Source organism: Mesorhizobium sp. ES1-6, from assembly GCF_020164775.1.
In the GTDB taxonomy this organism is placed as follows: domain Bacteria; phylum Pseudomonadota; class Alphaproteobacteria; order Rhizobiales; family Rhizobiaceae; genus Mesorhizobium.
On the sequence record NZ_JAIUGU010000005.1, the window covers coordinates 61,444 to 81,401 of the forward strand.

Annotated in this window: 22 protein-coding genes; 11 read left to right on the forward strand and 11 right to left on the reverse strand. The window is 65.2% G+C overall.

Annotation, left to right across the window (positions count from 1 at the left end):
• Nucleotides 1-23: 23 nt before the first annotated feature.
• Entirely contained in the window at nt 24-545 is a 522-nt protein-coding gene (locus LB564_RS14885) for a hypothetical protein (protein WP_224538806.1), read from the reverse strand.
• Between the two features lie 283 nt (nt 546-828).
• Here LB564_RS14885 and LB564_RS14890 point away from each other — a divergent pair, with 283 nt between their 5' ends.
• Entirely contained in the window at nt 829-1,287 is a 459-nt protein-coding gene (locus tag LB564_RS14890) for a tRNA (cytidine(34)-2'-O)-methyltransferase (protein ID WP_224538808.1), read from the forward strand.
• Nucleotides 1,288-1,433: 146 nt separating this feature from the next.
• Nucleotides 1,434-1,880 (forward strand): redox-sensitive transcriptional activator SoxR, encoded by a 447-nt coding sequence (soxR, locus tag LB564_RS14895; RefSeq protein WP_140704784.1) that lies wholly within the window; start codon nt 1,434-1,436, stop codon nt 1,878-1,880.
• Here the strand turns inward: soxR and LB564_RS14900 are convergent.
• Entirely contained in the window at nt 1,877-2,134 is a 258-nt protein-coding gene (locus LB564_RS14900) for a hypothetical protein (protein ID WP_224538811.1), read from the reverse strand. The genes soxR and LB564_RS14900 overlap by 4 nt on opposite strands.
• A gap of 132 nt (nt 2,135-2,266) precedes the next feature.
• Here LB564_RS14900 and hemF point away from each other — a divergent pair, with 132 nt between their 5' ends.
• The 3 genes from hemF (at nt 2,267) to LB564_RS14915 (ending at nt 4,117) form a co-directional block, all read left to right on the forward strand.
• On the forward strand, nt 2,267-3,181 hold the full coding sequence (hemF, locus tag LB564_RS14905) for an oxygen-dependent coproporphyrinogen oxidase (RefSeq protein WP_224538813.1): 915 nt from the start codon (nt 2,267-2,269) through the stop codon (nt 3,179-3,181).
• A 303-nt stretch (nt 3,182-3,484) separates the two neighbouring features.
• A complete protein-coding gene (locus LB564_RS14910; protein ID WP_140704777.1) occupies nt 3,485-3,745 on the forward strand; it encodes a DUF1344 domain-containing protein in 261 nt (86 codons plus the stop codon).
• 186 nt (nt 3,746-3,931) lie between these two features.
• Nucleotides 3,932-4,117 carry a DUF1059 domain-containing protein gene (locus LB564_RS14915; RefSeq protein WP_027047304.1) on the forward strand — a complete coding sequence of 62 codons (186 nt, stop codon included), beginning with the start codon at nt 3,932-3,934 and terminating at the stop codon, nt 4,115-4,117.
• A 34-nt stretch (nt 4,118-4,151) separates the two neighbouring features.
• Here LB564_RS14915 and LB564_RS14920 read toward each other — a convergent pair whose 3' ends face one another.
• From LB564_RS14920 to LB564_RS14930, 3 genes are read right to left on the reverse strand one after another with little or no spacing between them, the layout of a single operon-like run.
• Complete coding sequence (locus LB564_RS14920; RefSeq protein ID WP_224538815.1) at nt 4,152-5,417, reverse strand: CCA tRNA nucleotidyltransferase; 1,266 nt, start codon at nt 5,415-5,417, stop codon at nt 4,152-4,154.
• Entirely contained in the window at nt 5,414-6,046 is a 633-nt protein-coding gene (locus tag LB564_RS14925) for a CoA pyrophosphatase (RefSeq protein WP_224538817.1), read from the reverse strand. Before LB564_RS14925 ends, LB564_RS14920 begins: the two co-directional genes overlap by 4 nt.
• Nucleotides 6,046-6,675: a DUF1285 domain-containing protein gene (locus tag LB564_RS14930; protein WP_224539211.1), complete on the reverse strand. Its 630-nt coding sequence runs from the start codon at nt 6,673-6,675 to the stop codon at nt 6,046-6,048. The genes LB564_RS14925 and LB564_RS14930 overlap by 1 nt, the downstream gene beginning before the upstream one ends.
• Before the next feature lie 156 nt (nt 6,676-6,831).
• Between LB564_RS14930 and LB564_RS14935 the strand changes: the two genes are divergently transcribed.
• Genes LB564_RS14935 through LB564_RS14950 form a run of 4 tightly spaced genes read left to right on the forward strand, consistent with a single transcriptional unit; the run spans nt 6,832 to nt 13,702 of the window.
• The gene (locus LB564_RS14935) at nt 6,832-7,836 is read left to right on the forward strand and encodes an AAA family ATPase (RefSeq protein WP_224538819.1); all 1,005 of its coding nucleotides are present in this window, start codon (nt 6,832-6,834) and stop codon (nt 7,834-7,836) included.
• Entirely contained in the window at nt 7,836-8,750 is a 915-nt protein-coding gene (locus LB564_RS14940) for a DUF58 domain-containing protein (protein WP_224538821.1), read from the forward strand. The genes LB564_RS14935 and LB564_RS14940 overlap by 1 nt, the downstream gene beginning before the upstream one ends.
• Entirely contained in the window at nt 8,747-11,569 is a 2,823-nt protein-coding gene (locus LB564_RS14945; protein WP_224538823.1) for a DUF4159 domain-containing protein, read from the forward strand. The genes LB564_RS14940 and LB564_RS14945 overlap by 4 nt, the downstream gene beginning before the upstream one ends.
• 60 nt (nt 11,570-11,629) lie before the next feature.
• Nucleotides 11,630-13,702, forward strand: coding sequence for a hypothetical protein (locus LB564_RS14950; RefSeq protein WP_224538824.1), 2,073 nt, complete (start codon nt 11,630-11,632; stop codon nt 13,700-13,702).
• Nucleotides 13,703-13,942: 240 nt separating this feature from the next.
• Here LB564_RS14950 and clpS read toward each other — a convergent pair whose 3' ends face one another.
• The 4 genes from clpS to LB564_RS14970 all read right to left on the reverse strand — a co-directional run bounded on the left by clpS (nt 13,943) and on the right by LB564_RS14970 (nt 15,483).
• The gene (gene clpS / locus LB564_RS14955; RefSeq protein WP_140734332.1) at nt 13,943-14,248 is read right to left on the reverse strand and encodes an ATP-dependent Clp protease adapter ClpS; all 306 of its coding nucleotides are present in this window, start codon (nt 14,246-14,248) and stop codon (nt 13,943-13,945) included.
• A gap of 128 nt (nt 14,249-14,376) precedes the next feature.
• Nucleotides 14,377-14,691, reverse strand: coding sequence for a hypothetical protein (locus LB564_RS14960; RefSeq protein ID WP_224538826.1), 315 nt, complete (start codon nt 14,689-14,691; stop codon nt 14,377-14,379).
• Between the two features lie 159 nt (nt 14,692-14,850).
• Nucleotides 14,851-15,144 (reverse strand): hypothetical protein, encoded by a 294-nt coding sequence (locus LB564_RS14965; RefSeq protein ID WP_140704760.1) that lies wholly within the window; start codon nt 15,142-15,144, stop codon nt 14,851-14,853.
• A 39-nt stretch (nt 15,145-15,183) separates the two neighbouring features.
• Entirely contained in the window at nt 15,184-15,483 is a 300-nt protein-coding gene (locus LB564_RS14970) for a hypothetical protein (RefSeq protein WP_056578037.1), read from the reverse strand.
• Nucleotides 15,484-15,757: 274 nt separating this feature from the next.
• Between LB564_RS14970 and LB564_RS14975 the strand changes: the two genes are divergently transcribed.
• A complete protein-coding gene (locus LB564_RS14975) occupies nt 15,758-16,474 on the forward strand; it encodes a response regulator (protein ID WP_140705060.1) in 717 nt (238 codons plus the stop codon).
• The gene (locus LB564_RS14980) at nt 16,471-17,880 is read left to right on the forward strand and encodes an ATP-binding protein (protein ID WP_140704758.1); all 1,410 of its coding nucleotides are present in this window, start codon (nt 16,471-16,473) and stop codon (nt 17,878-17,880) included. Before LB564_RS14975 ends, LB564_RS14980 begins: the two co-directional genes overlap by 4 nt.
• A gap of 19 nt (nt 17,881-17,899) precedes the next feature.
• On the opposite strand, the gene choV is transcribed toward LB564_RS14980, so the two are convergent.
• Complete coding sequence (choV, locus tag LB564_RS14985) at nt 17,900-19,081, reverse strand: choline ABC transporter ATP-binding protein (protein WP_140704756.1); 1,182 nt, start codon at nt 19,079-19,081, stop codon at nt 17,900-17,902.
• On the reverse strand, nt 19,078-19,932 hold the full coding sequence (gene choW, locus LB564_RS14990; RefSeq protein ID WP_140704754.1) for a choline ABC transporter permease subunit: 855 nt from the start codon (nt 19,930-19,932) through the stop codon (nt 19,078-19,080). Before choW ends, choV begins: the two co-directional genes overlap by 4 nt.
• Nucleotides 19,933-19,958: the final 26 nt, after the last annotated feature.

Sequence of the window (19,958 nt, forward strand, 5' to 3'; positions counted from 1 at the left end):
ATGCCTGTGAAATTTGTTTCCGCTTACGCGGCTTGGCGGCGTACGAAGTCCTCGGACCGGATGGCATCGAGGGCCGACGCTCCGGAATCATCCGGAGCGTCGGCCCTGCTTCGCGCTATATAGGAGTTCGCCGGCTTTTCGCCGACAGCCGCGTTTGCCGATGCCGACGACACGGTGCCGTCGGCGCGGTTTTTCGCGCCCGGCCGGATCAGCCGGATGATGCGGCGCACCAGCGAAGGCCGGCCCGGGTCGGGGACCGCGCGCGAGAAATCGACGTCCGGCAGCATGCCGCGATGCGGACGGCGGCGCACTTCGGCATGGACCGCCGACGAATAGGTCTCGCCGATCAACAGCGCCCAGGTCGGCAGCCGGTGGATATGCAGGCTCCTCGAGCCCGGTATTCTGTAGGGATCGAACATCGGTCCGTCCTCCGTGTTGAAATAGAGATAGAAAGGATGATCGACATCGTGCCGCGGGATCGGCGGCGGATCAGTCGGAACGCGTTGGGACGGGGCCATCGGCCCCTTCGGCAGCTTGAAAAACATCGCAGGATTCCTTCGAAGACCAGGGTATGGTTTCGGCGGAGATCGGTGCGGAAGTGCCTAAAAGATCAGGAGAAACGTCGTACCGAAACCGCCAGGGCGCAGTTGAGCCCACGGGTGGGGCGCTGGATGTGCATGGTCATCATGAATTACCCCTCCTTCGGTTCGGGTTGACAATGCTGGTCGTATACCCGACTTCGAAAAAAATGGCCACCCGCGGGTCCAGGAATTTCCAAAACCAGGGAGCCGCTGTGGCCGATCTGCCACTTATTAGAAGGACGCGGAAGTGAACAATGGTCTCCGCATCGCGCTCTACCAGCCGGACATTGCCGGCAATACCGGGACAATCCTGCGCTTCGCCGCGTGCCTCGGCCTTGGCGTCGACATCATCGAGCCTGCCGGCTTTCCGCTTTCCGACAAGGCGCTGAAACGTGCCGGCATGGACTACCTCAAAATGGCCGCCCTGACCCGGCATGTCGACTGGAACGCCTTCGAGGCGTGGCGCAAGGCCCGCGCGGACCGGCTGGTGCTGCTGTCGACCAAGGCCGCGATCCCCTACACCGACTTCAGCTTCACCGACCGCGACATCCTGCTGTTTGGCCGCGAATCCGCGGGCGTGCCGGATCCAGTCCATCAGGCGGCGGATGCGCGGCTGACCATCCCGATGCAGCCCAACGCGCGCAGCATCAACGTCGCTCTTTCCGTGGCCATGGTGGCGGGCGAAGCCATCCGGCAGCTCCGATAGAAGTTTCAGCCTCTCCTCGTCCCCAACCGTAGCGGTTTCACCAGTTATTCCGGCCCAGGCGCACATCGCCTTTTCCTTTCAATTGCCCACTCGATATTTCCTGGCTACAAGCTCAACTTAAGTTGAGGTCAAGCGGAAAGTGGGACATGGCTCCGATAATGGAATTGACGGTGGGCCAGGTGGCCAGGCGCAGCGGTGTCGCGGTGTCGGCGCTGCATTTCTACGAGACGCGCGGCCTGATCCGCAGCCATCGCACGTCGGGCAACCAGCGCCGCTACGGCCGCGACGTCCTGCGGCGCGTGGCCGTCATCAGGATTGCCCAGGAGGTCGGCATTTCACTGGCCGACATCGGAGCCGCACTGGCGGCGCTTCCCGAAGGCCGCACGCCGACGCGTGACGACTGGAGCCTGCTTTCAAGTGCCTGGCGCGACGAACTCGACCACAAGATCGCCCAGATGAAGAAACTGCGCGACGGGCTGACCGACTGCATCGGCTGCGGCTGCATGTCGATCGACAAATGTCCGCTCAGGAACAAGGGTGACAGGCTGGCGCGGGAAGGAACGGGCGCGAGACGGCTGGTGGTAGGATCCTAATCCGCCGCCGGCAGCCGCCTGATCGTGAACTCGATCAGGTCGCCTGGTCGCTCGAACCAGCTTTCGATCTCGGTCCAGTAGGCCTGTTTGGGGAAGCGCTCGAACCACTCCTTGGCCTTGAGGCGGGCGTCGGAGCGCGGCAGGACGAAGGTTTCGCGCAGAAAACCGTCGCGCGGCTTGAGCGCGCGCTCGGCCCGGCTCTGATCGAGCCTTTTCTTCAAGCCATCCAGCGGCGGTCTTGCCGGGGTGCGCACGAAGCAACTCCTTACACCCTAAATCAGACGGGACTTGACCCTGATCCCCAAGAGATTAGGGATCGCGCCGGCAAAAGACGAGTCATTTATCGGGGATCCCCGCCACGGGTGGCCCACAACCGGAGACGGCACTTGGAACGACCCGAAATACCGGCAGGCCTGCCCGCCGACATCGAAGAGAAGAAGATAAAGGCGCGGCTGTGGTTCGAGGCGCTGCGCGAGCGCATCTGCGGCGCCTTCGAGCAGATCGAGCAGGATCTCCAGGGGCCGCTGGCCTCGTGGTCGCCGGGCCGTTTCGAAAAGACGCCGTGGGAGCGCGATCAGGGCAAGGGCGGTGGCGGCACCATGTCGATGATGCATGGCCGCGTCTTCGAGAAGGTCGGCGTCCACACCTCGACCGTCCATGGCGAATTCTCGCCCGAATTCAGGAAGCAGATGCCCGGCGCCGAGGAAGACCCGCGCTTCTGGGCATCGGGCATTTCGCTGATCGCGCATCCCTGGAACCCAAACGTCCCGGCCGTGCACATGAACACACGCATGGTGGTCACATCCAGGCATTGGTTCGGTGGCGGCGCCGACCTGACGCCGGTGCTCGACCGCCGCCGCACCCAGGACGACCCCGACACGACGGCGTTTCACCGCGCCATGCAGTTCGCTTGCGAGAAGAATGCCGCCGTCGCCGACTATCCGAAATACAAAGCCTGGTGCGACGAGTACTTCTATCTATCGCACCGCAACGAGCCGCGCGGCGTTGGCGGCATCTTTTTCGACTATTTGCATTCGGGCGAGGACAGAGGCGGCTGGAATGCCGATTTCAACTTCGTCCAGGATGTCGGGCGTTCTTTTCTCGTCGTCTACGGCCACCTCGTGCGCGCCAATTTCAACGGCAACTGGACCGATGGCGACCGCGACGAACAGCTCATCCGCCGCGGCCGCTACGTCGAATTCAACCTGCTTCACGATCGCGGCACCATCTTCGGCCTGAAGACCGGCGGCAATGTCGCCTCGATCCTCTCCAGCCTGCCGCCGGAGGTGCGCTGGCCGTAACAAGACGGTGAGCGCGATGTGAGGCCGCATTGATGTCCCATTTGTCGAATCTGGGCGCCGAATGTGGCGCCAGGAATATCTTTTTCGTCTAATATCCATCTGAAAAAATTGGGTTATTTGTCACAGTTGGGTCGGGAAGCGCCGGTGGTTTGCCCCAGGGGCAATTCCGGGAAATGCAACCCGCTTTCCCTTCGGAATTGCCTTGCAACAAGGCGAGCCGCGACTCGACGCGACCGGACGGCCCAAAGACGATGCGGATCATCCTCGTCAAGAAGGATCCCGCTCTCCCAGGAGTATATCAGCATGAGAAAGATCATCGTTTCCGCGGCCGCTGCCGCCCTTCTTGCTTCCGGTTCGGTGGCGTTCGCCGCCGTCAAGCACACCACCGGAACGGTCAAGAGCTTCGATGCGACGGCAAAGAGCCTGGTTCTCGACAATGGATCGTCTTTTACGCTTCCCGAGACTTTCAAGGATCCTGGCCTGAAGGTCGGCGAGAAGGTCAGAATTTCGTGGGACATGAGCGGCAAGGACAAGGTTGCCGAGGCAGTCAAGATCGTGAAGTGATGGCCTGCCCGATGGGCTAGCGTGAAGAGGGCGGAGCAGCGCTGCTCCGCCTTTTCAACATTGACCGCAACCAATGGCACCCCATCTGTGTTATGGCTTCCACCCCTGCCGTGATCGGAAAGCTGGTCACAGGCCAAGAAAATACCGGAGCCCGACAGGGTTCCACGGAGGAAAAGGAGAAATCCGATGAAGCAATTTCACTGCGGGTCGCTGGTTCCCGGCTGCGAGTGGCATACCCGTGCGGACGAGGAGGCCGAAGTCATGCGCCGCGCCGTCGAGCACATGCGCGAGACACATGGCGAGACGACCATCCGTGAAACGATGATCGAGGCCATCCGATCGCGCATCGAGAAAGTCCGCGACGCCGCCTGATCGGAAGCATTTCAGGGCGTGCCGCGAAGAATCCTTACCTCGCGGCCAGGGCCTGCGCGGCGCGTTCGAGCAACGCGTCGCGATCAGGTGCAAATCCGGCTTCGATCCATTCCGCCTCGATATTTTTGAGGACTTCGCCGAGTTTCGGCCCCGGCGTTGCGCCGAGCGCGGTGAGGTCGGCGCCACGTAGCGGAAATTCGGGCCTTTCCCATTTGAGGGCGAAGGCAAGCAGGCGCGAAAAGCCGCCAGCTTCGAGCAGAGCGTCATTGTCATCGACGGCGCGCACCCGCGCCGACGCCAGCGACAGCCTCAGCCGATCGACAAATCCCTGGCGGTCGCCGCGGTAGAGCCTTTTCGCCAATTCGCCCTCGGTCGTCTTCGGCTCGACCGCAGTGGAGAGCGCCCAGCGAAGCATGCGCTCGGCTTCGGAGGTCGAGAACCTGAGCCTCTCGGCCAGCGTCTTCATGCGTGCCGCATCAGGCGGTACGATCGCCGCAAGCCGCAGCATCGGGTCCACCGTCCAGCCCAGGTCCTTCTCGGCCTTGGTCAGTCCGTGGATGGCATCGATGCCCCATTTCTCGCTTTCAGGCAGCGCCGCGGTCAGCACACTGGCCTGCCGCATCCAGAGCAGTGCGCGCGAGGGGTCGGGCGCCGACAGAAGCTTCTTCAGTTCCGACCAGACGCGCTCGGCCGAAAGTTGGGCGAGGCCCTCCTTCAGCCGGGCGCAGGCCTTCAGGCCCTCGGCGTCGGGGCGGCCGTCGCCGTACCAGGCGAAGAAGCGGAAGAAGCGCAGGATGCGCAGATAATCCTCCCGGATGCGCGCCTCCGGCTCGCCGATGAAGCGCAGCCGGCGCGCCTCGATATCGGCGATGCCGCCGACAAGATCGACGACCCTGCCGTCGGCCTCGGCATAGAGCGCGTTGATGGTGAAATCGCGCCGCTCCGCGTCGAGCTTCCAGTCGCGCCCGAACGACACCTTCGCGCGGCGGCCATCGGTCTCGACATCGGCGCGCAAGGTGGTGATTTCATAAGGCTTGCCACCGGCGACAACCGTGATCGTACCATGCTCGATGCCGGTCGGCACCGTCTTGAAGCCTTCCGTCTCGGCGCGACGGATGGTTTCCTGCGGCAGGCAAGTGGTGGCGATGTCGATGTCGGCGACCGGCTGTCCCATGAGCGCGTTGCGCACGGCGCCGCCGGCGACACGCGCCTCTTCACCGCCTTCGCCGAGCGCGCCAAGCAGGCGCCGCAGATGCTTGTCGGTGAGCCAGTCGGCCCTGCCCGCGATCGAAACACTCACGCATAAAGCCTTTCATAGAGCGTACGGATGATGCCGGCGGTGACGCCCCAGATGCGCCGGTCGCCATAGGGCATGTCGTAGAAGAACCATTCGAGATCGTTCCACATGCGGCTGTCGCGCTTGTGGTTGGCGGGATCCATCAGGAAGCGCAGCGGCACCTCGAAGGCGGCATCGACCTCGTCGGCGTTCAAGGTCAGTTTGAAAGGCGGCCGCACGATGCCGAGCACCGGCGCGATGCGGTAGCCGCTGCCGGCGACGTAATCCGGCATCCGCCCGATGATCTCGATGCGATCCTGGCCAAGGCCGATCTCCTCGAAGGTCTCGCGCAGCGCCGCCGCCTCCGGACTCGCGTCGGTCGCATCGATCGTGCCGCCGGGGAAAGCCACTTGCCCGGAATGGTTGCGTAGTTTCTCGGCCCGTTTGGTCAGCAGGACGCTCGCCTCGCCGTCATGGTCGACCACCGGGATCAGCACCGCCGCGTCGCGCAGCGGCTTGCCCGGGTTGAGGCGCGGATGGCCAGGATTGAAGCGGTGATCGCCATAGTCGTCGCCGGCATGCGCGTCCGGCTGCGCGGCAAAGCGCGCGCGAAATTCCGCCGATGAGAAAGGCGCCGGCGATATATGGTCCATCACGCGCTCAACCGCTTCAGCTGATCCGCCGGCATGATCGGAAACACGGCGTTCTTCGAGCGCACCGAAAACATCGTCCTGCCGTCGATCTCGATCTCCTCGCCATGCCCGACCAGTTCGTACATGACCGGCCGCGCCACCAGCGCCTCCAGCCTGCCACGCACCAGGAGATAGGGTTTCAAACCGCCGGTCTCGTTCTCGTCGACGAAGCGCAGCGGACGCTCCGGCCCGGCCTCGACCACGTCGCCGACATTGGTGCGAAACGTGATGACCTGATCCTCGCCTTGGCCCGAAACATCCATCTCGACGGCGATGAACGGCGCGTCGGCGACGCGTATCCCGACCTTTTCCACCGGCGTCACCAGATAGGTCCTGCCGTCGGCGTCCTTGCGCAGCACGGAGGAGAAAAGCTGCACCAGCGGCATGCGGCCGATCGGCGTGCCCAGGTAGAACCAGGTGCCGTCGGCCTTGATCTCCATGTCGAGATCGCCGCAAAAGTCGGGATTCCAGCGCTCGACGGGCGCCGCGCCCTTGCCGGCGCGGGCCGCGCGCGAGATCAGGGCTTCCAGGCCCCGGGCCTCGGTCGCCTGCGTAAGGCTTTGTTGGCGATGTTCATCGTGTTCGCGCATCGTCACGAAATAGTCACTGTTGTTCCGCTTGTCAGCCTAAGTCTGTGATTTAAGTTCGACCATAGGCGCTACGCGAGGCCGAATCGCGGCAACTTATGCTATGGTGCTGCCGTATTTCCAACCATAGGTATCTCCAGGCAAAAGGGATCGAGCTGCATGAGCGTGATGGTCAAGGAAAGCCCGATCAGCGAAAAGGACATGGTCGCCCAGGCCGAGACGGCGCTGGCGGATATCGCCAGGATTCGCGACGGCGTCGGCCGGGTCATCTTCGGCCAGGAGAACGTCGTCGAGCGCACACTGGTGGCGCTGCTGGCCGGCGGCCATGCGCTTCTCGTCGGCGTGCCGGGCCTTGCCAAGACCAAGCTGGTCGAGACGCTGGGCATCGTGCTCGGCCTCGATTCGCGCCGCATCCAGTTCACGCCCGATCTGATGCCGTCCGACATTCTCGGCTCCGAAGTCATGGAACAGAACGAAACCGGCAAGCGTTCCTTCCGCTTCATCTCCGGGCCGATCTTCGCCCAGTTGCTGATGGCCGACGAGATCAACCGCGCCTCGCCGCGCACGCAATCGGCGCTGCTGCAGGCGATGCAGGAATATCATGTCACCATCGCCGGTGCCCGCTACGACCTGCCGGCGCCCTTCCATGTGCTGGCGACGCAGAATCCGCTGGAGCAGGAAGGCACCTATCCGCTGCCCGAGGCCCAGCTCGACCGCTTCCTGATGCAGGTCGATATCCTCTATCCCGAAATCGAGGCCGAGCGCCGCATCCTTCTGGAAACCACCGGCGTCGAGGACGCCAAGGCGGCCAACGTGCTGCAGCCGGCGCGGCTGAAGGAAATCCAGACACTGATCCGCCGCATGCCGGTGCCCGAAAGCGTCGTCGAGGCGATCCTCACCCTCGTGCGCTCGGCGCGTCCGGGGCAGGGCAATGCCGAGACCGACAAACATGTCGCCTGGGGTCCGGGTCCACGCGCCAGCCAGGCGCTGATGCTGTGCACCAGGGCCCGCGCGCTCTACGACGGACGGCTGGCGCCCTCGGTCGACGACGTCAGGGCGCTGGCCGAGCCGGTGTTGCAGCACCGCATGGCGCTGACCTTCGCCGCCCGCGCCGAGGGCACCAGCGTGCGCGACGTGGTGGCGAAACTCGTGAAAGGAATTTGATGGCGCGCATCGGCGAGGTCCAGGCTCCGGCGGCGACGCGTGACGCGCTCGCCCGCGGCCGGTTGCGGGCTTCGCTCGTGCCTGACCTGCTGGTCGAGGCGCGCCGCATCGTCAACACCGTGATCGCCGGCTGGCATGGCCGCCGCAAGCGTGGCATCGGTGAGAATTTCTGGCAGTTCCGGCCCTATGTCGAAGGAGACGCCTCGCGCATCGACTGGCGCCGCTCGGCCCGCGACGACCACACCTATGTGCGCGACCGCGAATGGGAAGCCGCCCACACGGTGTGGCTGTGGGCAGACCCCTCGCCATCCATGCTCTACAAGTCGACCGGCGCCAGTGTTTCCAAGCAGTCGCGCGCGCTGGTGCTGGCACTGGCCATGGCCGAACTTCTGTCGCGCAGTGGCGAGCGCATCGCCTGGCCTGATCTGACCGATCCGTTCACCGCCCGCAACGGCGCCGAGCGCATCGCGGCCCAGCTCATGCATGCCGGCGAATTGCCGGCCAAACCCGATCTCTCTGATATCAGGCGCTTCTGCGACATCGTCATCGTCAGCGATTTCCTCGATCCGGTCGAGGAGACAATGGCCTGGCTCGACGTGCTCGCTCGCCACGGCGTGCGCGCGCATCTGATCGAGGTCGCCGACCCGGCAGAGGAAACCTTCCCCTATGCCGGCCGCACCGAGTTCACCGATCCCGAGACCGGCGACAAGCTGACAGCCGGCCGCGCCGAGACGTTGAGCGAGGAATACCGCCTGCTCTATCGCGCCCGCCGCGAGGAACTGGCGGCTTGGTGCAAGCGCCTCGGCTGGAGCTTTACCGTCAACCACACCGACCGGCTGGCCTCCGAGGCGCTGGTGCGCCTGCATATGGCGATGACCGCTGATGGTCCCTCCGCCGGGAGGGCCGTCGCATGAGCTGGCTGCCGCTCTCCTTCGGCGCCCCCATGGTGCTGTGGGGCCTGCTGGCGCTGCCGGTGATCTGGTGGCTGCTGAGGCTCACTCCGCCCAAGCCGCAGACCGAGGTCTTCCCGCCGCTAAAGATTCTCGCCCGCGTGCTGAAGCGCGGGGAGACACCGCAGCGCAGCCCCTGGTGGCTGACGCTGCTCAGGCTGCTGATGGCGGCCCTCGTCGTCGCGGCATTGGCAGAACCGGTCTTCAATCCGCGCGAAAAGCTGCCGGCCGAGGGTGCGGCGTTGGCGCTGGTCATCGACAATGACTGGGCAAGTGCCGCCGACTGGAACAAGCGCGTCGCCACCGCCGAGCGGCTGATCAACGACGCCGGCTCGAATGGCGTGCCTGTCATTATCGCCTTCACCGCCGAAAAACCCAATGCGGAGATCGGTCCGTTCGATGCCGCCGCCGCGCTCGACCGGCTGCGCGCCGCCAAGCCGCGACCGATCCCGACCGACCGGCCGGCCGTCTATGCCCGCGTCGCCGGCGTGCTGGAGACCTTGCCCGGCGCCAGCGTCGCCGTGCTGGCTGACGGCCTGGCCGCGAAAGGCGACGAGGCAGCCTTCAACACGCTGCTGTCGAAAAATGCCGCCCGCGTCGTCTGGGCCGTGGCCGACCGACTTTCCCTGACCGGCCTGACATCGGCCGAAAACCAGGTCGACGGCTTTGGCCTGACCGCCATCCGCGCGCCCGGCGATCCCGCCCCGGCGCAGGTGATCGCCGGCGCCTTCGACGACAAGGGCCGCCGCATCGCTGACGCGACCTTGACCTTCGCGCCGGGCGAGGCCACGGCCACCGGCACGATGCCGGTTCCGTTCGAATTGCGCAACGACTTCGCCTCGATCGCGCTCGATGGCGAGCGGCATGCGGGCGCCGTGCGCGTGCTCGACGAAAGCTCCAAGCGCCGCCGCGTCGGCTTGCTGTCGCAGGCCGAGGCCGACCAGGCGCAGCCACTTCTGTCGCCGCTCTACTACATCAGGCGCGCGCTGCAGCCCTTCGCCGATCTGGTCGAACCCTCCAGCGCCGATCTCGCCGACGCCATCCCGCAGATCCTCGACCAGAAGCCGGCGATGATCGTCATGGCCGATATCGGCACCATTCCCGCGCAGGTCCGGCAAAGGCTGGTCGACTGGGTCGACAATGGCGGCACGCTGGTGCGTTTCGCCGGCTCGCGGCTGGCGGCCGCCGGCAATGACGACGATTTGCTGCCGGTTCGCCTGCGCACCGGGGAACGTTCGTTGGGCGGCGCGCTGTCATGGACATCGCCGCAGCCGGTCACCGAATTTCCCAAGGCCGGTCCGTTCGCCGACCTGGCGCCGCCGACCGAGGTCACGGTGACCCGGCAGGTGCTGGCAGAGCCGACACCCGATATCGTCGAGCGCACCTGGGCGGCCCTTGCCGACGGTACGCCGCTGGTCACCGGGCTGAAGAAGGGCAAGGGCACGCTGGTGCTGTTCCACGTCACGCCCGAGGCGACCTGGTCGAACCTGCCGATCTCGGGCAGCTTCGTCGAGATGCTGCGCCGTATCGTCCAGCTGTCGCGCAACCAGGGCGCGGCGATCGCCAATGCCGAAGCCGCCGCCACCTCGCTCGCCCCCTACCGCATGATCGCGGCCGACGGCTCACTGGTGCCGCCGACACCGGATGCACGGCCGCTGGTGCCGGGCGCGGGCGCACTGCCGGTGACCTTCGAGAACCCGCCCGGCCTCTATGGCTCGGAAACCGGCGTTTTCGCTCACAACCTGCTCGACGCCGCGAGCACGTTCGAGCCGCTGGCGCGCCCGCAAGTGACGGTGCCGGTCACAACCATCCAGTATGCCTTTGACGAATCGCGCAATTTGAAGGGCGGACTGGTTGCGGCGGCCCTGCTTTTGATGCTGCTCGACACGCTGGCTGTGTTGTGGATGGGCGGCCTGTTTTCGCGCCGGCCGCGCCGCGCCGGTACCGCTGCAACCGCCGCCGCCATGTTGATTGCGCTTGGCGCGCTGTTCGGCCATGCCGACCTTGCCCGCGCCGACGATGCCAAACCGGGTGACCAGGCCGCAATCGAGGCGATTTCGAAAACCCGTATCGCCTATGTGCTGACCGGTGTGCCGGGTGTCGATTCGATCAGCCGCGCCGGGCTCGAGGGCCTGACCCGCTTCCTGATCGAGAAGACCGCATTGGAACCCGGGGCTCCGGCAGGCGTCGACATTTCCAAGGACGAGCTGTCCTTCTATCCGCTGATCTACTGGCCGATCGACCCGGCGGCACCGATGCCGAGCCAGGCCGCGATCGCCCGCATCGACGCCTATATGCAGCAGGGCGGCACCGTGCTGTTCGACACGCGCGACCAGTTCGCCAACGGCATCGGCGCCGATTCCACCAGCCCGGCGACCGAGCGGCTGCGCGACATCCTCGGCAACCTCAACGTGCCGCCGCTGGAGCCGGTGCCGTCGGACCATGTGCTGACCAAGTCCTTCTTCATCCTGCCCGAATTTCCCGGCCGCTTCGCCGGCAGCCCGCTCTGGGTCGAGGCATCGCTCGATGCCAGCAATGCCGACAACCGGCCGGTGCGCACTGGCGATGGCGTCTCGCCGATCATGATCACCGCCAATGATTTCGCCGGTGCCTGGGCGGTCGACGAGAATGGCGATCCGCTGCTGCCGACCGTGCCGAACGATCCGATGCAGCGGGTCTACGCCCTGCGCGCCGGCGTCAACATCATGATGTACATGCTGACCGGCAATTACAAATCCGACCAGGTGCATGTTCCCATCCTGCTCGAACGGCTGGGGCAGTAGGGTGATGTGTTATCTCGCGCCCCTCAAGATCGCTCCTCCCCCGACGCGGGAGGATAGGGCATGAACTGGTCGATCTCCTTCGAACCGCTTCTATCCTGGCCGCTTCTGGCCCTGGTGCTGGTGCCGTTGGCGCTGCTGGCGCTCGTTGGCCTGTGGTTTCGCCAGCGCGGCGCGGTGTTGCGCTTCGTCGCTTTGCTGGCACTCGCCGCCGCTTTGTTCAATCCGGTGTTCCTCAATGAGGAGCGCGAACCGCTGAAGAGCGTCGTCGCGCTGATCGTCGACCGCAGCCAGAGCCAGGACATCGGCGAACGGACGAAACAGACCGACGAGGCGCTGGCCGGGCTGCAGCAGCGCCTTGGCCGCTTCAAGCAGTTCGACGTCCGCGTCGTCGAGGCCGGCAAGTCCGAGGCCGCAGAGGAACGCACGGCGACGCGGCTGTTCGGCGCGCTCGAAGGCGCCTTCCGCGACGTGCCGCCGTCACGCGTCGGCGGCGCCATCATGATCACCGATGGCGAGGTGCATGACGCGCCCGCCGGTACGCCCGAATTCAACGCCCCGCTGCACGCCCTGATCACCGGCAACGAGCATGAGAAGGACCGCCGCATACGTTTCGAGAACGCGCCGCGTTTCGGCCTCGTCGGCAAGCCGCTCGACATGAGCTACCGCGTCATCTCGACCGAAAACGAGACCGCACCGGTCGATGTGCGCGTCTCGGTCAATGGCGAGCAGGTTTCGGTCGAGCATGCCATTGTCGGCCAGGCCATGCCGCTGCAGGTGACCATCCCGGGTGCCGGCCGCAACATCATCGAACTCGCCATCGACCGCGAGCCGGGCGAACTGACCGACACCAACAACCGCGCCATCGCGCTGGTCGACGGCATCCGCGAGAACCTGCGCGTGCTGCTTGTTTCGGGTGAGCCGCATGCCGGCGAGCGCACCTGGCGCAACCTGTTGAAATCCGACGCCTCGGTCGATCTCGTCCATTTCACCATCCTGCGGCCGCCGGAAAAGCAGGACGGCACGCCGATCAATGAATTGTCGCTGATCGCCTTCCCGACCCGCGAGCTGTTCGTCGAGAAGATCAAGGATTTCGACCTCATCATCTTCGACCGCTACCAGCATCGCGACGTGCTGCCGATCCTCTATTACGACTACATCTCCGAATATGTCGAAAAGGGCGGCGCGCTGCTGATTGCCGCCGGCCCCGAATATGCCGGCGAGGCGTCGATCGCGCGCACGCCGTTGATGTCGGCCCTGCCGGCGATGCCGACCGGCGAAGTGGTCGACAAGGCGTTCTATCCGCGCCTGACCGACCTCGGCCAACGTCATCCGGTGACGCGCGGCCTCGACGGTTCGGCCACCGAGCCGCCGCATTGGAGCCGCTGGTTCCGCACCATCGGCGTTCAGAATCCGCAAGGCGAAGTGGTGATGAAGGGGGCTGACAACCGGCCCCTGCTGCTGCTCGACCGCAAGGGCGAAGGCCGCGTCGGCATGCTTCTGTCGGACCAGGGCTGGCTGTGGGCCCGCGGCTTCGAGGGCGGCGGCCCGCATGTCCAGCTCTACCGGCGCATCGCCCACTGGCTGATGAAGGAGCCCGAGCTCGAGGAAGAGCGGCTGACCGCCGAGGGACGCGGCATGGTGCTGGAGATCCGCCGCCAGACGATGGCCGACGATCCCGGCCCGGCGCAGATCATCACCCCGTCCGGCAAGACGCTCACCGTCAAGCTCGACAAATCCGAACCCGGTGTCTTCCTCGGCAGCGTCCAGACCAGCGAGATCGGCCTCTTCCAGGTCGCCAATGGCGATCTCACCGCGCTCGCCCATGTCGGACCGGTCAACGCGCCGGAGTTCGCCGACGTCGTCTCCACGCCGGACCGGCTGAAGGCACCGGCGGAAGCGACCGGCGGCAGCGTGCGCCGGCTGGCCTCGTCCGCGGGCAGCGCTGTGACGCTGCCTTCCATCGTGCCGGTGCGTTCGGCCGGCGAAGCGTCGGGCAGCGACTGGATCGGCCTGCGCACCACCGATGACAGCGTGCTGAAGGCCGTGTCGCGCGTGCCGCTGTTCGGCGGCTTCCTCGGCCTCGGCCTGCTGCTCCTGGCGATGGGCTCGATGTGGTACCGCGAGGGAAGATAGCGAGGCGTTTTTTCCTTCTCTCCGTTCACGGGGAGAAGGTGCCCGGAGGGCTGATGAGGGGCAACGCTGAATTCGCGTGATCAGCGATCCGCTGTGCGCACTCGTCTGAACGATTTCCACCCTACGGCGCCGCCCCTCATTGTCCTGCCGGACATTTCTCCCCGTATAGTGACTGGGAGAAAGATGCCGTCGCGAATGGTTTCGCCATTGCCAGCGTTCAGAAGGGACCAAATCCCTCCCCTACTCCTCCGGCTCAGTCGTGAACAGCAGCGGATAGCCCTTGGCCTTGCCGGCGTCGGTGGCCCGCGTCGCCTTGGTCTCGGCGACATCCCTGGTGAAGACCGCGACCACGCAGACGCCGTGCCGGTGCGCGGTGATCATCACGCGGTGCGCCTGGTCCTCCGAGAGCTTGAACTCGCCCTTCAGCACCGTCACCACGAATTCTCGCGGCGTGAAATCGTCATTGACGAGGATGACCTTGTAGAGCTTCGGCCGTTCGGTCTGCGGCTTGACCTTTACGCGTGGTTTTGTGGTGATTTCAGGCATCCGAACCGACAGTCTGCGATCGAGCTCAAGGCCGCATTCTGCCACGGGCGGCAGCCATCGTCCATTTGCGGACCGTCGGCGGGCGGGCCCGGTCCTTCACGATCATGTGGGAAATAGTCGGTCGCGGTTCAACGGCCCTGACGGCCGAGGATGCGGCGAGTTGCGCCGGCGTCGGCCCGGCGTTCCATCCAGGCCGCGATCGGCCACCCGGCGACGCAGATCAGCGTCACGCCGGCAAGCACGATCAGCAGCCATGTCTGCGTCGGGGTGATGTAGTCCCAGTTGCTGGAAATCGCTGGCGCGAACAGCGAAGGCTCGGTGCGCCCGCTCGCCGGATCCGGCACCGGGCTGGCGGAGAACAGGATCAGCACCCTGGCGACACCGGTGGCTACAAGGCCGCCGATGACCATCGAGCGCAAAATGGACGAAAGCCGCTTCTTCATGCGGATTGCCCTACAAGGCCGGCGTTGAAAACGGGTTAAGCACGATCGAGATGCGTGGCTGGAAGCTGGCGGTGTTCAACTCATCGGCCATGCCCCTGGCAGAAGGCCGCCCCAGCCGGTGCGGCTGGAACGGCCTGATAGAACGAACCTCGAAGCCGATCAGGGCTTCTTCGGAGCGGCCTTCGCGGGGGCCATCTTCGCGGGAGCCGCCATAGCGGGCGCCTTCTTGACCGGGCACTTGTGCTTCTTGGTCACCTTGCAGACGGTCTTCTTGGCGACCTTCTTCGGAGCAGCCTTGGCCGGAGCGGCGGTCGTCGCGGCAGCAGCCGGTGCGGTGGTCGTGGTGGCAGCAGCCGGGGCAGCGGTCGTGGTGGCGGCTGCGTTGCCGAGAACCGGCATCGAGAATGCGAGAGCGACGGCGAGACCAAGGGCGGACAGGATGGACTTTTTCATGGCTTCGTTTTTCCTTTTTATGCGGGTCGGTTTTGAGTGTCACTGGACCGGGTCGTTCGGTGCCACTCCAAGCAGCTTCAAAGCGTTGGCGAGCATCCGGATGCCCTGCGCCTGTTTCTTGGCGGCGCAGTACCGGTTGCCCTTTCTCTGAAGTGCCTTTGCCGCGGTGACCTGCGTTGCCGTGGCATGGGTTTCGAGGGCTTCATCAAATTGGTGGCTGAGATTGGCGCACCGTTCGCTCCGGGTGAGCGGCGCCTTTGCGTCCGATTGTCCGACAGCGGCGGTGACCAGGCCTAGGCCCAGCAACGCACCCAACAAACTGATCGACAAACTTGGCATCGGTTTATCCGTGAACCCGGAGACTAGCGTCGCAGCCGATAACCTGACCGCCACGGCACCGTTATGCCGCCCTACCTTTTCAGGAGTTTTTCCCGATTGTAGAATTTTGTTTCTGGATTGTGTCTGGCAGGCCGAGCTTGGCTGCTGCTTTCCAGTGGAGAAGGCGCAATTCATTCTCCCTTGAAAAGCAAGGCACTGGCCAACATATGGCCCGAATTCTATCGTGTGGCTCACCGGCCAGGAAATGCTTGGCCGACAACCTGACAGGGCAGCTGTGAAATCCGATGCGCATATACTGATCGTCGATGACGACAAGGGCATCCGCGACCTGCTTCAGGAGTTCTTCCAGAAGCGAGGCCTGCACACTTCGGTTGCCGCCGATGGCGACGAGATGGAGGCCATCCTGCGCCGCGCGCAGGTGGACCTCATCGTGCTCGACGTGATGCTGCCCGGCAGGAGCGGGCTGGAATTGTGCCGCGACCTGCGCGCCCAGTATACGACGCCGATCATCATGCTGACCGCCGTAACCGAGACGACGGACCGCGTCGTCGGGCTGGAGATGGGCGCTGACGACTATGTGCCCAAACCTTTCGATCCGCGCGAATTGTTGGCCCGGATCCGCGCCGTGCTGCGGCGCAATGGCGCCGCCGAGCCCAAGCGCGCCACCACCAAGCAGATTTACCACTTCGCCGGCTGGACCATGGACTGCTCGCGGCGCCGGCTGACCGCGCCAGACGACGTCAGGGTCGAGCTGACCATGGCCGAGTTCAACCTGTTGCAAACCTTCGTCAAGAGCGCGGGGCGCGTGCTGACCCGCGACCAACTCATCGAACTGTCCGGCGGCGACAGCGATTATTCCTTCGATCGCAGCATCGACATCCTGGTCAGCCGGCTGCGGCGCAAGATGGAAGACGATCCCAAGACGCCCAAGCTGATCCTCACCGTGCGCAGCGGCGGCTACCAGTTCCTGCCCGAAACGACCTCCGAATGAGACGTTTCCTGCCGCAGACCCTGCCTGTCTGGGTGCTGCTAATCGTCATATCAGGCCTGCTGATCAGCCAGGTCGCGACCCTCTATATCGTGTCGCGCGACCGCGCCGCCGCCAACGACGTGGTCGACCTCTACCGCCTCAACGACCGCGCTTTCTCGCTGGTGCAGCTCATGCATGACGCCACGCCGGAGGAGCGCAAGGCGACGGCGACCGGCCTGTTCAATTCCACCTACGCGCTCACCGTTTCGGACACGCCCGCCGTCACCTCCTCGATCGCCGGCGACGACGAACTGGCCGAACTCGAGGACATCCTCGTCGGTCGGCTGTCCAAGTTCGGCATCACCGACGCGCGCGTGCGCCGCGACCCTGCGACGCGCGAAGCCGACGATGCCGGCGGCGCCGCGCCCGGACCCGAAATCGGCCAGGTCGAGCGGGACCTTCTGGTGCTGGCCGCCGATTTCGCCCAGAGCGACAAGCTTACGGCCTCGCTGCGCTTCGCCGACGGCCAGTGGCTGAATTTCACCGAACCGATCACACCCGTCGGCCCGATCCTGAGCGTCGACAGCCTGCCGCTCTATGGGCTGATCGCCGGGCTGGTGGTGATCATGTCGATCTGGTCGCTGCGCCGGCTGACGGCGCCTTACCGGATGATGGAAACCGCCGTCAACCGGATCGGCAACGACCTCAAAAGCCCGCCGGTCACCGAGAGCGGCAGCCGGGAGGTGCGCGCCGCCGCCAGGGCGATCAACGCCATGCAGACGAGGCTGCGCGAATATGTCGAGGACCGCGAACACCTCGCGGCAGCCCTTGCGCACGACCTGCGCACGCCGATGACGAGGATGCGGCTGCGCCTGGAACTGCTGCGCAGGTCACCGGCGCGCGAAGCGCTCGCCCACGATCTCGCCGACATCGAAAGCATCGCCAGTTCGGTGATAGACTTCGCCAAATTCGAGGTGACGGAAGAGAAGGCTGAGAGGATCGATTTCTGGTCGCTCGTGGAATCGATCGCCGACAGCTACGACACCGTGTCTTTCGACAATGACGACACCCGCTCGCGCGGCCTGATCTGCATGGCGCGGCCGGTGGCGCTCAAGCGCTGCGTCACCAATCTGGTGCAGAACGCCGTGACTTACGGAAAAATGGCGCATCTCAGCCTCAGCCGCTCGGACGGCACCATTACGCTGGCCATCCGCGACGAGGGGCCGGGCATACCCCAGGCCCAGATCGACGCCGTCTTCGGCTCCTTCGTGCGCCTCGAACAGTCCCGAAACCGCCAGACCGGCGGGCTCGGGCTCGGGCTGACCATCGCCCGCAACATCGCACGCGCGGCGGGCGGCGAAGTCCGCCTGTCCAATCACCCGCAAGGCGGGCTGCTGACCGAACTGAGGCTGCCGCTGGCGGCGTAGGCCTTATCGCTTGAGGCCTCTACCGCCGCAGCACCGCACTCAGCACATCCCTGATGCCAATCGCGCCGACGAAGCGCGACTGGTCGTCGAACAGAGCCACCGGTGCCGTCTGCGAGCGGTGCATGGCCAGCATCACGGTCTTCAGCGAGGTGCCGGGATTGGCCCAGAACACCTGCGCGACTTCCTCGGACTGGCCTTCGACATCGGCGCAGGACACCCATACCGCCGGTTTGCCGTCGCGCTCGGCCGCCGCCACCAGCCCGTGCTCGTCGATCTTGAAGCGCGTCGTCTTGCGCCGGTCGAGCCACACCCAGCCATCCGTGCCCTGTTCGAGGTCGCGGCGGTCGCGCATCACGTTCCAGGCGGTCAGCACCGACAGCGGATTCACATTGGCGATGAAGTCGCGGACATAGTCGTTGGCGGGCCGCAGCACGATGTCTTCCGGCGCGCCGGTCTGGACGATGCGGCCGCCCTCCATGATGGTGATGTGGCTGCCGATCTTCAGCGCTTCCTCGAGATCGTGGCTGACGAAGATGATGGTCTTCTTCAGTTCCGCCTGCAGCTGCAGAAGTTCGTCCTGCAGCTTGGTGCGGATCAGCGGGTCGAGCGCCGAGAACGGCTCGTCCATCAAAAGGATCGGCGCCTCGGTGGCGAAGGCACGCGCCAGGCCGACGCGCTGCTGCATGCCGCCCGAGAGTTCATGGGCGTATTTGTTCGACCACTGATCGAGGTTGACCAGCTTGAGCTGCCGATGCACGCGCTCCTTGCGCTCGGCATCTGGCACGCCGGCGAGTTCGAGGCCGAGCCCGACATTTTCCTCCACCGTGCGCCACGGCAACAGGCCGAACTGCTGGAATACCATCGCCACCTGCTTCTGGCGCAGGCGCCGCAAGGTCGGCTCGTCGCAGGTGACGACGTCGACGGTGCGGTCGCCGTCCTTGACCAGCACCTGGCCGCGCGACACCACGTTCAACCGGTTGACCGCGCGAAGCAGCGTCGACTTGCCGGAGCCCGACAGGCCCATCAGCACCGAGATTTCGCCTTCATGCACTGTCAGGCTGGCGCCGGCGCAGCCCAGCACATTGCCGGTCTTCTCGAGGATTTCGGCGCGCGTCGCACCCTTGTCGATCATCGCCAGCGAGCCGGCCTGGTCGGCGCCGAAGACGATATCGACATTCCTGAAATCGACGGCGACGGTCATTTCTTCCCTCCAACGCCAATGCGCGTCATCCGGTCGAGCACGATGGCGAGCACGACGATTGCCAAGCCCGCCTCAAGTCCGAGATCGATGCGGCGCGAGCCCAGCGCGCGGTTGATTTCCGTGCCGAGGCCGCCTGCGCCGATCAGCGCGGCGAACACCACCATCGACAGCGACAGCATGATCGACTGCGTCAGGCCCGCCATGATGGTCGGCAGCGCCGAGGGCAGTTCCACCTTCCACAACAGCTGGCTCTTGGTGGCGCCGAAGGCTTCGCCGGCCTCGATAATCGACTTCGGCACCGAGACGACGCCAAGATGGGTAAGCCTGACCGCGGTCGGGATGACAAAGATGATGGTGACGATGAGGCCCGGCGCATTGCCGAGGCCGAACAGCGTCAGCACCGGGATCAGGTAGACGAAGGTCGGCAACGTCTGCATCAGGTCGAGCACCGGCAACATGATGCGGTAGACCTTCGGCTTGTGCGCTGCCCAGATGCCGAGCGGCACGCCGATCGCCATCGCCGCCGCCGCCGCCGCCACGACCAGCACCAGCGTCTGCACCGTCTGTTTCCACAGGTTCTGATTGATGATGAAGATCAGGCCGAGGAACACGCCGATGGCGAGCGGCCGCGAGCGCTGCAACAGCCAGGCGACGACGGCGATCACCAAGGCGAGCACCACCGGCGGCACCATCAGAAGGATGTTGACCAGCCCGTCGAGCAGGAAGTTGAGGCCATTCGAGAAAGCCCTGAAGACGGTGTCGAAATTGTCGGTGAGGAAGCCGAAGAACGCCTTTCCCCAGGCCCCGATCGGGATCTTGTGATCGACCATGAATTTGGAAATCGGATCCATCTCACCCCTCTTGTGCCAGAGCTCTG